The sequence below is a fragment of the Methylocystis borbori genome, assembly GCF_036576025.1.
Taxonomy (GTDB): domain Bacteria; phylum Pseudomonadota; class Alphaproteobacteria; order Rhizobiales; family Beijerinckiaceae; genus Methylocystis; species Methylocystis borbori.
Genome location: NZ_JAZHYN010000017.1, coordinates 48,683 through 61,943 on the forward strand (window position 1 = coordinate 48,683; position 13,261 = coordinate 61,943).

A 13,261-nucleotide genomic window follows, 5' to 3' on the forward strand; every position below is an offset into this window, starting at 1 on the left:
CCGGCGCGGGCACGGTCTATGCTTGAGGTCGCCGATAGCTGATTGCCGGCGATATCCACCGGCCCGCCTTGTTCCAAAGGCGACGTTTCCCTTCCCCTAGCCGGAGGATATTGCGATGACGACAGCGAGCGGCGACGCCGTTTCGAACGCATCATTCGATTGGAGCGCGACGGACGCCGACTATATGTCGCCTGCCTATCTCCGAAATCATTTCCGGCAAGCCTTCGGCAAATTCGACAAGGGAATCTATTGGTTGCGAGCGCCGGCCGGCATGGGCAAGACCCAGTTCATTCGCGGCGTCACAGGCAAGCGTCCGGCGAAAGACCCGACCAAGACCGAAGGGATCGACAGTTCGATCTCCGCCGACGCCCGGTCGATCGCCTTTCATATCCCCAAGGGAGAGGCGATCGGCCCCCGCCAGTTCGTTGACGGGTTGAAATCAGCCTTTGACAGCGAATTCGCCCTCGATGCGGAGGAACGGGCCCAGACGGGCGCCGCCCTGCGCTATGACAATCCCGCCGCGGCGCGGGAGGATTTCGTCGCCTGGCTGGCCCGTCTGCGCGACTGCGCGGCGGCGAAAGGCGCCAAGCGCCTTCTCGTCTGCATCGACGGCCTCGATCTTCTGACGGAGCCGGAGCCCGGCGCCTCCGCCGAAAATTTTTCGCTTCTCGAATTGCTGCCCTCGGCGCCCGAGCTTCCCGCAGGCGTTACGCTGCTCATCAGCTCCCGTCCTGCGGCAGACTGGCCTCCCGGACTCTTTGAGCGCGCGCAGGCGAGGATCGGCGTCGGGGAAGGCCTCACTGCGCTTGATCTGTCGTTGCAGGAGAAAGCCTATATCGAGCTGTTGCAGCGCTATTTCACCGAACGGTTGAGACCGCTCTTTCGCAGCCGCGCGCAGGCGCATCTGCGCGAGCTCCTGGAAAACAAGACTCCCTTTGAGAAAGGCGGGCGCGACGCGAGGCTCACCAACGATCCCACCCTGCGCGACGGACTGAAGGACGACTGGAAAAAACTCACCAATAAATTTCCCCGATGGACGGGCGAGCAGCTTCCCATAACGCCGATCGTCGAAATTCTCGATCAGCGCGACAAGCTGTGGATCGATATGATCGATAGGACCGAATCTCGTTTCAGCTATATCGCCGCGCTGACGGCGCGCCTTCTCGACGGCTCGTTCGCGGTGGAACAGGTAGAGGGTCTGCCCAAGGGCGAAGCCATGCTTGCGAGTCTCGGAAGCGCCCCGCAATAGAGCCCGCTCCGCACAGACGCCAGCCATTCTCGTTCTTTTTTTATCGAAGCCGATGGCCGGTTGAAATGAAGGTCTCCATATAAACTGGGTTATAGCCAGAACTCAGGCGCTGTGGTCGATCATTATAGCGACCGCACCTGACTCGCTACTCAGTGAGTGAGGAGAGTTTGATCATGCAATCTCTTAAAGTCCTTCTCATCGCATCGCTCGCAGCCTTGCTTCCGCATTTGTCCTTTGCGCAAAGTTGCCGCTGGGACGGAACCGCGCCCTGGTGCGCCGGCGCATGTGGAGGAGGCGAAACCGAAGTCTTTCGCGCATCCGATCTCCCGCCCCACTGGAAGGACGCCTTTCCAGCCATCCAAAACACAAACTTCGGATCGGCGTGCGCTCTCGGCACGAAAACGTTGTGCTGTCCTGCATCGGCAGGCTCGGAATGCCGCTGGGACGGCACGGCGCCCTTCTGCGATGGGGAGTGCCGCGCCGGAGAAGTAGCGGCGTCGCCGCCGCCAGGCATACCGAGCGGGAACGCATGCGTCACGGGGAGTAAGAAGTGGTGCTGTCGCGCCACCCGTACAGGCTCGACAAGGCAGGCGCTTACCACAAACCCGAAACTCTCGTTGTTCGCGGCGATTTGGGATAAGTCGGACGGACCTGCCTGGCAGGCGCGCCACGGTCTGACCTCGGCCCAGTATCAGCAAACCTTCGATGAGTTGACGACGCAGGGTTATCGGCCCGTCGACGTGAGCGGTTACAGCGTTGGCGGTCGCGCAACTTACGCGGCGATCTTCGAACGACGCTCCGCTCCCGAGTTTGCTGCTTTCCACGGATTGTCGAATGCGCGTTATCAAGCGGAATTCGATCGTCTCACGCGCGCCGGGTTTAAGCCGGTTCACATTGCTGGGTACGCCGTTGGCAGGCAAGACCGATACGCCGCTATCTTTGAAAAATCTGGGTCCCAAGGGTGGGCCGCGCGACACAATATCGACGCCGCGACATTCCAGCGCGAGTTTGATCGCTGGACGGGTCAAGGCTACCGTCTCGTCGCGGTCAGCGGATACAACGTCAATGGGCAAGATCGCTATGCTGCGATTTGGGAAAAGCGGGCGTCGCCCCCCTGGCAAGCGCGGCATGGCTTGACCTCGGGCCAATATCAGCAACAGTTTAACGAACTAGCCAGCCAAGGCTATCGCGTCGTCCAGGTCAATGGCTGGCGCGCGGGCAATGAGCCGCATTTTGCGGCGATCTGGGAAAAGGTCGACGGCCCGGCGTGGCAAGCGCGACATCAAATGCTAGGCGACGGCTATCAAGAGGAATTCGACCGACTGCTCAAAGAGGGCTACCGACTGCGCGATGTCAGCGGCTATCACATGTATGACTAGAGCGCGCTGTGAAAAAGCGGAATCCGATTTTTCGCATAAAGCGCGTTCTGAACTTATAAAAAGATCGCGTCAGCTGCATCTCTGGACGATTCCGTCCAAATGCAGCTGATGATCTAAAAGGCCGGCGGCATTTTCTCGGCGCTTCCATCGCGCTTGTTCGCTAAAATCGCGCCGCGGCTCGCGGCGATGCCCCGGCCCGTCGAGCGCAAGCTGCACGTTCAAGGATGCGGATATGAATGAGCCGGATAATGCGGAGATCGAAGCCGCGATCGAGAAGCTTGTCGACGTCTTCTATACCCGCGCGCGGCAGGATGCGCTGCTCGGCCCGATCTTCGAAGCCAAGGTGCAGGACTGGGACGCGCATATGCGCCTCGTCGCGGATTTCTGGTCCAAGATTCTCTTGAAGACGAACCGCTACGCCGGCCAACCTTTTCCCGCGCATCTGCAATTGCCGATCGAACCGCGTCATATCGACCATTGGCTCGCGCTGTTCTCCGACACGACGGAAGCCATCCTGCCGGAGCCCTATGCGCAGACGGCGCTCGAAAAGGCGCGAATGATGGGCGAAAGCTTCAAGGCCGGCCTTTTTCCCTTCATCGACAAGGAGGGCAGGCCTTCGCGTCATCCGCCCGCGTAAGCTTTCGCCGTTCCGGCGATGCGCTCCCCCGTGGGACCGTTGCTTTGTATTTTCGATATATAAACAGATTTTATATTGAGGAAAATCGCCGAAATATACGCTCTATGGATATCTTCTTAAAACTATTCCTAAAGTCATTTAGATAATATAAAAAGCAAATCATGCTACGGAAACGCCATATTGATCGATGTTAGTCTTTATGACAATAACTCCGACGTTGTATGATCCTTAACAGAGCGAAGGCGAGCGAATAAGCCGGCCGCCTCGACGACGCCGCGCCGGTTCGAAGATCGGACAGGCTGACGACCAGCCGGGGATGCTTGCGCCTTTGGGGAGTTCAAAATGCTGATGAGGCATTTCTCCTATTTCGTCACGCTCGCGCGGGAGAAGCATTTCGCGCGCACGGCGGCAGTCTGCAACATCACCCAGCCGACTCTCTCGGTCGCTATTCGCAAGCTCGAAGATTATCTCCAGGTTCGCCTCATCGTCAGGGGCCAGCGCTTCGTCGGACTGACGCCCGAAGGCGAAAAGGCGCTCGCATGGGCGCAGCAAATTCTGATCGACTACGACAGCATGCGGGAAGAAGTCGCGAGCTTCCGTCATGGCCTCACTGGAACATTGCGCCTTGGCGTTATTCCCGCCGCCATGCCGGCGGTGGCTTTTCTGACGGCGCCTATAGCGGCCGAGCATCCCGCGGTCTCGATTGACATACAATCGATGACATCGCGCATGATCCAGCGCGGCCTCGACGCCTTCGAACTCGACGGCGGCGTCACCTATCTCGAAAATGAGCCGCTCGAAAATGTGAGGAGCGCGACGCTTTACGAAGAGCGATATGTCTTTGTCGCGCGGCGGACGAAAGCGCGAGAGAAGGCGCGCTCGATCGCCTGGACCGATGCGGCGAAGGAAAAACTGTGTCTCTTAAGCCGCGACATGCAGAACCGGCGCATTCTGGACAATCTCGCGAAGTCGATCGGAGTCGCGATCCAGCCGGCGATCGTCTGCAATTCCTTTCTCGGCGTTTGCTCGCATCTGCGCTGCGCGGATTACGCCAGCATCGTCCCTCACACTTTCTTCAACGTCTTCGGCGCCGCCGCCGATCTCGTTTGGCTCGATCTTGTTCGTCCCGCGCATAGCCAAAAGATCGGGCTTGTGGTGACCGATCGCGAGCCTGCCTCCCCTCTCGCAACCGCGCTGCTCAAGGCGGCTTCCGCCATGAAGCTCGAGCGCGACTTCGGAAAGCCGCTCACGACCCATTGATTGGGGTTGTCTATCAGCCGTTAGCTCCAATTTATTTGAACCAAGACGTTCGTCATTTCACCGTGACGCCGTTCGAACCGGCGCGAAGACGATAAAACCGACCAAGCCGGCCGAACCGCAAGGGCGATGATCGAAAAGCCGATGTCGATGCGCATTCGACAAATCCTCTTGATTTGCTGGACCCGTTTGACATCCCCACGCGCCCTTGCCGTCTCTAAAGGAAGGAACGCTCAAATGGCCAAGGTTGTATGCGTGCTCTATGACGATCCCGTCGACGGCTATCCGACATCCTATCCGCGCGACGATCTGCCTAAGATCGACCGCTATCCCGACGGCCAGACGCTGCCCACGCCCAAGGCGATCGACTTCAAGCCCGGCGCGCTGCTCGGCAGCGTATCGGGCGAACTGGGCCTGCGAAAATATCTCGAAAGCAATGGCCACACGCTTGTCGTCACCTCCGACAAGGACGGCCCCGACTCGGCGCTGGAGCGCGAATTGGCGGACGCCGAAATCGTGATCTCGCAGCCCTTTTGGCCGGCCTATCTCACCGCCGAGCGCATCGCCAAGGCCCCCAAGCTGAAACTCGCGCTCACGGCGGGCATCGGCTCGGACCATGTCGATCTGCAGGCGGCGATCGATCGCAAGATCACGGTCGCGGAAGTGACCTTCTGCAACTCGATCAGCGTCGCCGAACATGTCGTGATGATGATCCTGAGCCTCGTGCGCAACTACATTCCCTCCTATCAATGGGTGATTAAGGGCGGATGGAACATCGCCGATTGCGTGACGCGCTCTTACGATCTCGAGGGCATGCATGTCGGCACCGTGGCGGCGGGCCGCATCGGCCTTGCAGTGCTGCGCCGTCTCAAACCCTTCGACGTGCATCTGCATTATTACGACCGTCACCGCCTGCCCGAGTCGGTTGAAAAGGAGCTCAATCTGCATTGGCATCCTAATGTGGAGGACATGGTCAAGGTCTGCGACGTGGTGACGATCAATTGCCCGCTGCATCCCGAGACGGAGCATCTCTTCGACGACAAGCTTCTCTCTAAGATGAAGCGCGGCGCTTATATCGTGAACACGGCGCGCGGCAAGATTTGCGATCGCGACGCGATCGTTCGCGCGCTCGAGAGCGGCCAGCTCGCGGGCTACGCCGGCGACGTGTGGTTCCCACAGCCGGCGCCGAAGGATCATCCCTGGCGCGCCATGCCGCACCACGGCATGACGCCGCATATTTCCGGCACGTCGCTCTCCGCGCAAGCGCGCTATGCGGCGGGCGTACGGGAAATATTGGAATGCTGGTTCGAGGGACGTCCAATCCGCGACGAATATCTCATCGTCGACGGCGGCAAGCTCGCGGGAACCGGCGCGCATTCCTATAGCGCCGGCGACGCCACCGGCGGATCGGAAGAAGCCGCCCGCTACAAGGTCGCCTGACGATTTAACAGCCGAAAAGGCGTCGCCTCGCGCGACGCCTTTTTTATGCCGCGACGAAGGAGACGCGCATGAGCAGGCTCGATGTGACCGAGAAAATATTGGCGGCGAAAATCCGCCAAGGACTGAAAGGATTGATGTCGCCGCGACGCCCGCAGACCGGCGACGCCGAAAAACAAAAGCTCCCATCGGGCCGCGCCCGACGGGAGCCATGAATTATTGGAAATCTTGCGTCTAGTCAGATTTCGGCCGACTCGTAGCTCGTGACTTCCATTCCAACGCAAATTTCGACGATCTGTGGCGAAGTCCAGGCCATGGGCGCATCTCCCGTTTTCGTGAGGCGGCGATTAGGCCGCCGATATTGCTAGGCCCCGACGCTACCACCGCGGCGCCTCATCGCGCAGCATGAAAATTTCTATCGGAACTATGCCAAATGTTCCCGACCGCCCAACGGCAGCCGCGCCTCGATCCTCGCGCCCCCTCCCGGCCGCTCGGCGACGGAAATGCTCCCGTCGAACGCCTTGACCCGCTCCGTCATTCCAAGGAGGCCGAGCCCCTTGCCGCCCTCGCCAGAAAAGCCGACGCCATTGTCTTCGACAATGATATCGAGAGAACGGCCCCCTTCCCCGGGCGCCGTCCGGCGCGTCGACCTGACGCTCACCCACGCCCGGGTGGCTTCTGAATGCCGATAGATATTCGTCAAAGCCTCCTGAACCAAGCGATAGGCGGTGAGCGCCACCGCCTCGTCGAGCGGCTCCAGATCGTCCGAACATTCCAGCGTCAGATCGAGATCGTCGCGCATGCCGCGCCAATTGACGACAAGGCTTTGCAGCGCGGCCTGAAGCCCGAGTTCGCTTAAGCCTGGCGGGCGCAGCTGGTCGAGCATTCTGCGCACGACATCCTGCAGCGCCTCCCCCGCCCTTTGTATCTCGACGACCGCCTTGCGCCCGAGACTAAGGTCGAGCTTTTCCTCGGACATCGTCTCGACAAGCGTCGACGCGCCGGCGCGAATGGCGAAGAGGCAGGGGCCGGCTTCGTCGTGAAGATCGCGCGCGATGCCGCGGCGCTCGTCGTCCTGAACGCGGACGAGCCGTTGCAGCAAGTCCTGATTCTCGCCGCGCACGCGATCGAGCGTTCGCCCGAGCGAATTCAGTCGCGTCGCGATGTCGCCGAATTCCCGCGCCCCCTTGAGCGTAAGCCGCACATTGGATTCGCCGCGCTCAAGCCGCGCGAGGCCCGACGCCAGCGCATCGAGCGGCGCGAGCGAGCGCCTGACGAGGAGCAGAACCACGCCCATGAAGATGAGCGTCGCGACCAAGCTCGCCGTCGCGAGCGAAATCACGTCCGACCATATCTCCGCCACTTCGTCGACGGGATAGGAGGCGATGACGATATTGCCATAGCGCACGCCCCGGATAACGGCGGGAATGACGCTGACTCTCGGGCTCGGCGCGACGAAGGACACGAACCACTTCGGAATGTCCGAACGCTGATCGACGGAGGATTGGGCGACGATGACGGGATAGGATTCGTTGCGGGAGAGGAACTGAACCTTGATGTGACGAAATCTCTCCCTATTGTCGAAACGCCGCCGCAGATCGGGCAAGGGATCGACGCTCTCCTGCAACCCAGCAAGTTCGGCGATGATAAGTTCGCGCGCCAGCCGCTCCGTATTGTCGGCCTCGTCCCGCACCCGCGGTCCGGCGTGAAAGACCAATATCGCGACATTGACGACAAGCATCGCCAGCAGCGCGAAGGCGATGAGCCAGCTTAATCCCGCTTTTAGAGATCGGTTCTGCATGGCGCGGCTTTACAAAGCTCTATTCCGACGGAAGGCGAACGCTTATTCCTAGCATTTTTTCAGCGCTGACAGAGCCGCGAGGCCAGCGCTTCTCCTGGGTCCAAGATTGACAGAAAGGCCGGCAATTCAACATAATGCGCGGCGTTCCCGACCTAAGGCCAAATCATGCGCGTTCTCATCGTCGACGACCATCCCATGGTGATCGCAGGATGCCGCGGAATGCTCGCCGGCCAAACCGACATCGACATTCTCGAAGCCCATGACGCCGACGAGGCGCTCGAAGCGCATGGCGCATCGCGCCCAGACGTGACGGTGCTGGACATTAATCTTCCCGGCCTCTCAGGCTATGAACTGCTGCGCAGAATCCTCAAACGCGATCCCAAGTCGCGCATCATCGTCTTCACCATGAACGACGATCCGGTTTTCGCCGCCCGCGCCATCGAGCTTGGCGCCATGGGATATATGGCGAAAAGCGAAGACCCATCGCAATTCGCGCGCGCCATTCGCGCGGTCGCCGGAGGCGAGCGTTATCTTTCGAACCAGATCGCGCAAAAGCTCGCTTTCTTCAATCAAAAGCAAAAATCCAACTCCTTCGCCGATCTCAGCCCGCGCGAAATCGAAACGCTGCGCCTGCTCGCCGATGGCAAGGGCATGGCGGAAATCGCCCATGCGATGAAGATTTCCTACAAGACGGTCGCGAATTGCTGCACGCTGCTGAAAAGAAAGCTCGGCGCGCGCTCGCGCGCCGACCTTATCCGCATCGCCGTCGAGAGCCGCGCCGCAAAGAGCATCGTCTGACGGCGCGTCTTTTGACCGTTTCGCGCCTGTCATCCCCGACGCGCGCTTTGCGCGCGATCGGGAATCCAGAGCAAACCCCATAAGCGCGCATTACGACTCTAGATCCCCGGTCGGGCCTTCGGCCCGCCGGGAATGACCAGCGCGGGACGATCAGGAGAAGCCGAGCCTACTTTTTCGACTCCACCGCTTTTTTCAGTCCGTCGAGACCCGCGCGCAGAAAGCCGCTGACGGCCGCTTTCGCGGCTTCGTCGTTGAGTTCCTCAGGCGGCTCGTTGCCGGTGTCGCCGCGATAGAGGCGGCCGTACCATTCGACCTCGCTGCCGCCGGCCGCGGGACGCACGATAAAGCTCATGGAATAGGAGCTTGTCGGCAGCGCCGTCAGATCGGGATCGGACATGCGATAGGAATATTTCAGCTCCTTCTCGTCATATTCATCGAGGCCTTCCTTCAGCACGCCGCCTTTTTTGAGCGTGACGTCGCGTGTGGCGCCCGCCTTGTCGCCGCCCTCCGCCTTCACGCTCGCGACGTCGGGATGCCATTTCGCAATCGAACCGAAACTCCCGGCGACGGCCCATACCGCCTTGGGATCGGCGGCGATCGTCACTTTCTCGACCACTTTGATCGGCGTCGGCCCATGCGCATGAGCGAATCCCGCCATCAACAAGACGCCAAGCGTCAGAATGCTGCGTTTCACTTGCTTCTCCTTAGGTTCAGGGAAAGAGCCGCTTCACGGCGTTCGCGACGGAGACGAAGCCGCTCGGAAAGCGGAATGGCGAGATAGAGAACGCCAAGACAGGCGAGCGCGGCGTCCGCGAACCATGGACGAAGATCGCGCGCGCCGAGATTGGCGCGCGACGTCGCGCTGGCTTCTATCGCGGCGGCGAGGTCTTCCTGGCGTTCGAGACGGCGATAGGACAGTCCCGTCGCTTGCGCCAACTCCTTAAGATAGGCCTCGCGAAGGGAAGAGAGATGCTCGACGCCGACGGCCGCCGCGCCGCCAAAAGGCGCGTTGCGCGCATTATAGCCTTCGCGCAGCTCCGCCCCCGGCGGCGGCGGCCCCGATCGATTTTCATGCGGCACTTCGTCGACGCCGAAAAATCCGATCTCTCGCCCCGTGTCGTCGAATTTAGGAATGGGAGACAGAGCGTCGGCGCCGGCGCCGACGATCGCGCCCTTGACCTCGCCCGGGCGGCCCCCGAAGGGCGGACCGCCGGACCAGGGCAAGGGCGGCGCTTCGTGGCCGTCGGTGATGAAAATGAGATCGACGCCGAGACTGCGCGCCATGTCGATCGCGCGATATAATCCGCTGGAGATATGGCTGTCCCCCTCCCAGGCCATGCGCCAGTCGAGGCCTTGGATCGCGCCGTCGAGCGGCGCGAAATCGGCGCAGACCTCGATGGGCTCGAAGAGCAGGAAGGGCTGCCGCTCGGTAAACACCCCCAGAGCCAGTCGCGAACGGCAGGGCAGACGCTTGATCGCGTCGCGCAAGGCGAGCTTCGCATATTCGAGCCGACTGATCGGACGATCGTTCAGACGATAGTCGCGCGTATTCATGCTCCCGGTGATGTCGATCACCGCGAGCGCATCGAAACTGCGCTGCACGACGGGCCAGGAAGGATTGACCAAGGCGAGTGCCAGCAAAACGAGCGCCGCAAGCAGCGACAAGGCGCGGGGGTCTTTGAAGAAGGCGCCGATCATGGCAGGCCCTTCGGCGCGCCGGGAATGTCGGTCCAAAACTTTTTGGGATCCGCCGGCAGTTCGTCGCCTTCCTTGCGCTCATATTCCTTGAAATCGCGGATGAGGCGCGACGCCACGTCGAGATTGAATTTCGCGTCCCAGAACTCCGGCGAGAGTTGAAGCGCGCGGCGATATTCGCGGCGCGCGAGAACGATGAAGGGAGTCGAATGATCGAAGTCGCCCTTTTCAACCGCCGTGAAACCTTTGCGCAGGAACGCATTGCCCAGATTGTAGCGCGCGGCGGCGGCGAGCGCCGCAGGCGCCCTGTCGTCAAGCGCCTCGACAAGCGCGCGCGCCCTGTCGAATTCCTCGCGTTGCGCGAGATAGGCGATGCGCGCCGCAACGAGTTGCGGCTCGGCGCGCTCGTCAACGGCGAGATCGCGGCCCGCCGCAAGTTGCGCGATGGCTTCATTCGCGCCGCGCGCCTTGATCCAGAAGAAGCCGCTGACGAAGGTCGTAAGCGGAAATAGGAGCGCCGCGCCCATAATGAGATAGGCGCGAAAGCGGCCGCGCCAGCCGGCGAGCGCTAATGCGGCGCGGCGCGCCACGGAGGCGTCGCCCAAAGGATCGCGGCTGGAGGCGCCGTTTTGAGACATCACGCCGCGCCTCCCTTGCGGATGAGCGCAACGTCCATGGCGACGGCCCCCGCGAAGCGGCGCGTCAGCGCCTCGGCAAGCTTGGCGCAAAGCAGCAGGAGGGCGGCGATCAACGCCGCGCTTATGGCGAAAGGCGCAAGCTCGCGCCGGGGAAGCTCCTCGACCACCTCGATCGGGCTGCGCTCCAGCCGATCGATTTGCCCGACCGCCTCCTCGACCGCGCGCGGCCCTTCCGCTTCGAAAGCGCGATAGGGCGTATCAAGCGATTTGAAGAAAAGATCGAGATGACGCTCGGGCATCGCTTGCGGCGTGTCGTCCTCGCCGCCCACGGGATCATAGATTCCCTTCGAGCCTTGCGTGCGCAGATAGAGCCAATAAAGATTGACCCGGACCTTGCGGAAGTCGGCCCTGAGTTGGTCCTGCACTTTGGGATCGATGCGCGCGGCGCCGTCGGAGACGAGTAAAATGGCGCGCGATCTGTCGCCGTCGCCCGGTTTGAACATCGACAGCGCCAGTCCGAGGCCTCGCGCAATATTGGTGTAATCGAGCCCCGGACGATCGGTCGCGGCGAGCGCCGCCTGCACCGCCGCCGCATGATCGGTGGGCGGCAGAACCAATAGGGGCGAGGTGGAGAAAGCGGCGACGCCGACGAGATCGTCACGCCGGCGCGAGAAGAAATTGGAAAGGATTCTCCTCGACGCGGCGGCTTTCGACTCCTCCTCGCCCGAAGGCTGCCGGCCTGCGAATGTCTCGTTCATGCTGCCGCTGCGGTCGATCAGCACGACGATTTCCGCGCCTTCCGCCGCCCTGGAAATCCTGCCGCCTTTCATATGAAGGCCAGCGGCGCCGAGAAGACCGCCAAGCACTGCGATCGCGCCCAGAGCCGACAACGCCATCGCGAAGATGCGCGAGACGAGGTCATTCGCCGGCGCCGCGTCGACGCTCGCCACAGGCGACGCCCGCAGCGATGAAAAAAGGAACGGCGCCAGCGCCAGCGGCGCGAGAAGGAGAAGCAGCGGCGTATCGACGGCGTAATTCATGCCGTCCGCTCCAATGCGGCGAGACGCTCGGCAAGCTCGACGATCTGCCGTGTCTCCGCGTCATCCACTTGCGCAGATCGCGCGTCGAAGAATGCGGACCGCGAGGCCTCAAAGAAATGCTGGAGTTCGTCCCCAGCGGGACGAAACTCGGGGCGTGCATCCAGAAAGGCGTCGACATCCTCATAATGAATCGCGCGTCCGGCTTTCTGATCGATGCTTCGATGCAGGGCGAGGCGGGATTGACGACAGAATTCGGGCGCCGGCGCCTTCCTCGCCAGCGCCTCGATCCGTCGCGCCGCCGCGGCGAAGACGCGGGCCTTGCGCGCCTCGAACGGCCAAAGAGCGCGATCGCGCAGATAGAAAAGCAAAGCGATAAAGGACGCCGCGGCGAGAAGCGTCGTCGCGAGACGAAGCGGCGACTCATCGAGCGGCGCGGCTTTCACATCCGGCTGCAGATAATCGGCGCCGCTCTCGCGCCGTTGGGGCGCGACCTCCCGCAAGGGCGCAGCAAGGAAACTCCAGGCGGGCGCGGAGACGGTCTTTGGCGTCTCGCCGTCAAGAAAGGCGAGCGCAAGCTGCGGAACCTGCACCGGACGGACATCAAGCGCCACGAACTGGTTCTGATAAAGAAGGCGCAACCGCCAGCCCTTTTTCCCATTCTCCTCGAAAGGCGCCGCCGAAATCGAATGCAGATCGAGATGGGTGGTTATCGGACCCGGCTGCGGCAGCGAGGATTCCTGCAGCCGCTCGCCTGGCGCAAGCTCAATGTCGACGATGGCTTCGACGATATCGCCGATGAAGAAGCCGAAGGCGCGCGGGACGCGTAGTTCGACCGTCGCGGCCTCCGCGCGCGCCGACAGCAGCGCGGCGACGGCGGCTAGGACGAGCGCGGCGCGGCGCATCGACGCCTCACGCCGCCATCAGATGACGCGTCAGGCGCGGCGCGTCGATCCGGTCCGTCACGATGAAAAGCTCGCGCCCATGGCGTCTCGACAGGCGGGACAGCGCCGCGCGGCGCGCCGCCTCCTGTTCGCGCCATCGACGCCGCAAGGCGGGACGCATGACGACGAGCCGGCGCCGGCCGTCTTCGAGATCGGCGATTTCCGAAAGGCCCCATTCGGGCAGCGCTTCCTCCTGCGAGTCGGCGAGCATGATGGGCGTGACGTCATGCGCCGCCAAGGCGTCGAACATTTCCTTAAGAAGCGAGGAAGGAAGCCTGAAATCGGAAATCACCACGACGAGCTTGCGCTGCGCGCCGATAAGCGCCGCGGCGTCGAGGACGCCGCGCGCGCTCGCGCCGAAACAGGGCGCGGCGGCGACATGCTCCGCC

At 62.0% G+C, this 13,261-nt stretch carries 15 protein-coding genes; 7 read left to right on the forward strand and 8 right to left on the reverse strand.

All coding sequences use genetic code 11. From position 1 onward, the window contains the following. Nucleotides 1-115: 115 nt before the first annotated feature. From V3H18_RS07780 to V3H18_RS07805, 6 genes are all read left to right on the forward strand, one after another. Complete coding sequence (locus V3H18_RS07780; RefSeq protein WP_332081442.1) at nucleotides 116-1,249, forward strand: hypothetical protein; 1,134 nt, start codon at nucleotides 116-118, stop codon at nucleotides 1,247-1,249. Nucleotides 1,250-1,866: 617 nt separating this feature from the next. Beyond that, nucleotides 1,867-2,628, forward strand: a complete 762-nt coding sequence (locus V3H18_RS07785; protein WP_332081443.1) for a hypothetical protein — start codon at nucleotides 1,867-1,869, stop codon at nucleotides 2,626-2,628. Between the two features lie 232 nt (nucleotides 2,629-2,860). Continuing rightward, nucleotides 2,861-3,265: a group III truncated hemoglobin gene (locus V3H18_RS07790; protein ID WP_332081444.1), complete on the forward strand. Its 405-nt coding sequence runs from the start codon at nucleotides 2,861-2,863 to the stop codon at nucleotides 3,263-3,265. A 342-nt stretch (nucleotides 3,266-3,607) separates the two neighbouring features. Then, nucleotides 3,608-4,525, forward strand: coding sequence for a LysR family transcriptional regulator (locus V3H18_RS07795; RefSeq protein WP_332081445.1), 918 nt, complete (start codon nucleotides 3,608-3,610; stop codon nucleotides 4,523-4,525). Nucleotides 4,526-4,759: 234 nt separating this feature from the next. Then, on the forward strand, nucleotides 4,760-5,962 hold the full coding sequence (locus V3H18_RS07800; RefSeq protein WP_332081446.1) for an NAD-dependent formate dehydrogenase: 1,203 nt from the start codon (nucleotides 4,760-4,762) through the stop codon (nucleotides 5,960-5,962). 68 nt (nucleotides 5,963-6,030) lie between these two features. Beyond that, on the forward strand, nucleotides 6,031-6,174 hold the full coding sequence (locus V3H18_RS07805) for a hypothetical protein (protein ID WP_332081447.1): 144 nt from the start codon (nucleotides 6,031-6,033) through the stop codon (nucleotides 6,172-6,174). Nucleotides 6,175-6,197: 23 nt separating this feature from the next. On the opposite strand, the gene pqqA is transcribed toward V3H18_RS07805, so the two are convergent. Together pqqA and V3H18_RS07810 are read right to left on the reverse strand one after the other, a co-directional pair. After that, a complete protein-coding gene (gene pqqA / locus V3H18_RS16645) occupies nucleotides 6,198-6,275 on the reverse strand; it encodes a pyrroloquinoline quinone precursor peptide PqqA (protein ID WP_408631772.1) in 78 nt (25 codons plus the stop codon). A gap of 108 nt (nucleotides 6,276-6,383) precedes the next feature. Then, nucleotides 6,384-7,760, reverse strand: coding sequence for an ATP-binding protein (locus V3H18_RS07810; protein ID WP_332081448.1), 1,377 nt, complete (start codon nucleotides 7,758-7,760; stop codon nucleotides 6,384-6,386). 165 nt (nucleotides 7,761-7,925) lie between these two features. On the opposite strand from V3H18_RS07810, the gene V3H18_RS07815 reads away from it, so the two are divergent. After that, the gene (locus tag V3H18_RS07815) at nucleotides 7,926-8,558 is read left to right on the forward strand and encodes a response regulator transcription factor (RefSeq protein WP_332081449.1); all 633 of its coding nucleotides are present in this window, start codon (nucleotides 7,926-7,928) and stop codon (nucleotides 8,556-8,558) included. A gap of 166 nt (nucleotides 8,559-8,724) precedes the next feature. Here the strand turns inward: V3H18_RS07815 and V3H18_RS07820 are convergent, their stop codons facing one another. From V3H18_RS07820 to V3H18_RS07845, 6 genes are all read right to left on the reverse strand, one after another. Further along, on the reverse strand, nucleotides 8,725-9,252 hold the full coding sequence (locus V3H18_RS07820) for an SRPBCC family protein (RefSeq protein ID WP_332081450.1): 528 nt from the start codon (nucleotides 9,250-9,252) through the stop codon (nucleotides 8,725-8,727). Beyond that, nucleotides 9,249-10,256: a vWA domain-containing protein gene (locus tag V3H18_RS07825; RefSeq protein WP_332081451.1), complete on the reverse strand. Its 1,008-nt coding sequence runs from the start codon at nucleotides 10,254-10,256 to the stop codon at nucleotides 9,249-9,251. The genes V3H18_RS07820 and V3H18_RS07825 overlap by 4 nt, the downstream gene beginning before the upstream one ends. Then, entirely contained in the window at nucleotides 10,253-10,891 is a 639-nt protein-coding gene (locus tag V3H18_RS07830; protein WP_332081457.1) for an MxaK protein, read from the reverse strand. The genes V3H18_RS07825 and V3H18_RS07830 overlap by 4 nt, the downstream gene beginning before the upstream one ends. Next, nucleotides 10,891-11,931: a vWA domain-containing protein gene (locus V3H18_RS07835; RefSeq protein WP_332081452.1), complete on the reverse strand. Its 1,041-nt coding sequence runs from the start codon at nucleotides 11,929-11,931 to the stop codon at nucleotides 10,891-10,893. Before V3H18_RS07835 ends, V3H18_RS07830 begins: the two co-directional genes overlap by 1 nt. Beyond that, on the reverse strand, nucleotides 11,928-12,833 hold the full coding sequence (locus V3H18_RS07840; RefSeq protein ID WP_332081453.1) for a nonribosomal peptide synthetase MxaA: 906 nt from the start codon (nucleotides 12,831-12,833) through the stop codon (nucleotides 11,928-11,930). Before V3H18_RS07840 ends, V3H18_RS07835 begins: the two co-directional genes overlap by 4 nt. A gap of 7 nt (nucleotides 12,834-12,840) precedes the next feature. Next, a partial coding sequence (locus tag V3H18_RS07845) for a DUF58 domain-containing protein (protein WP_456299374.1) occupies nucleotides 12,841-13,261 on the reverse strand: 421 nt, incomplete at its 5' end.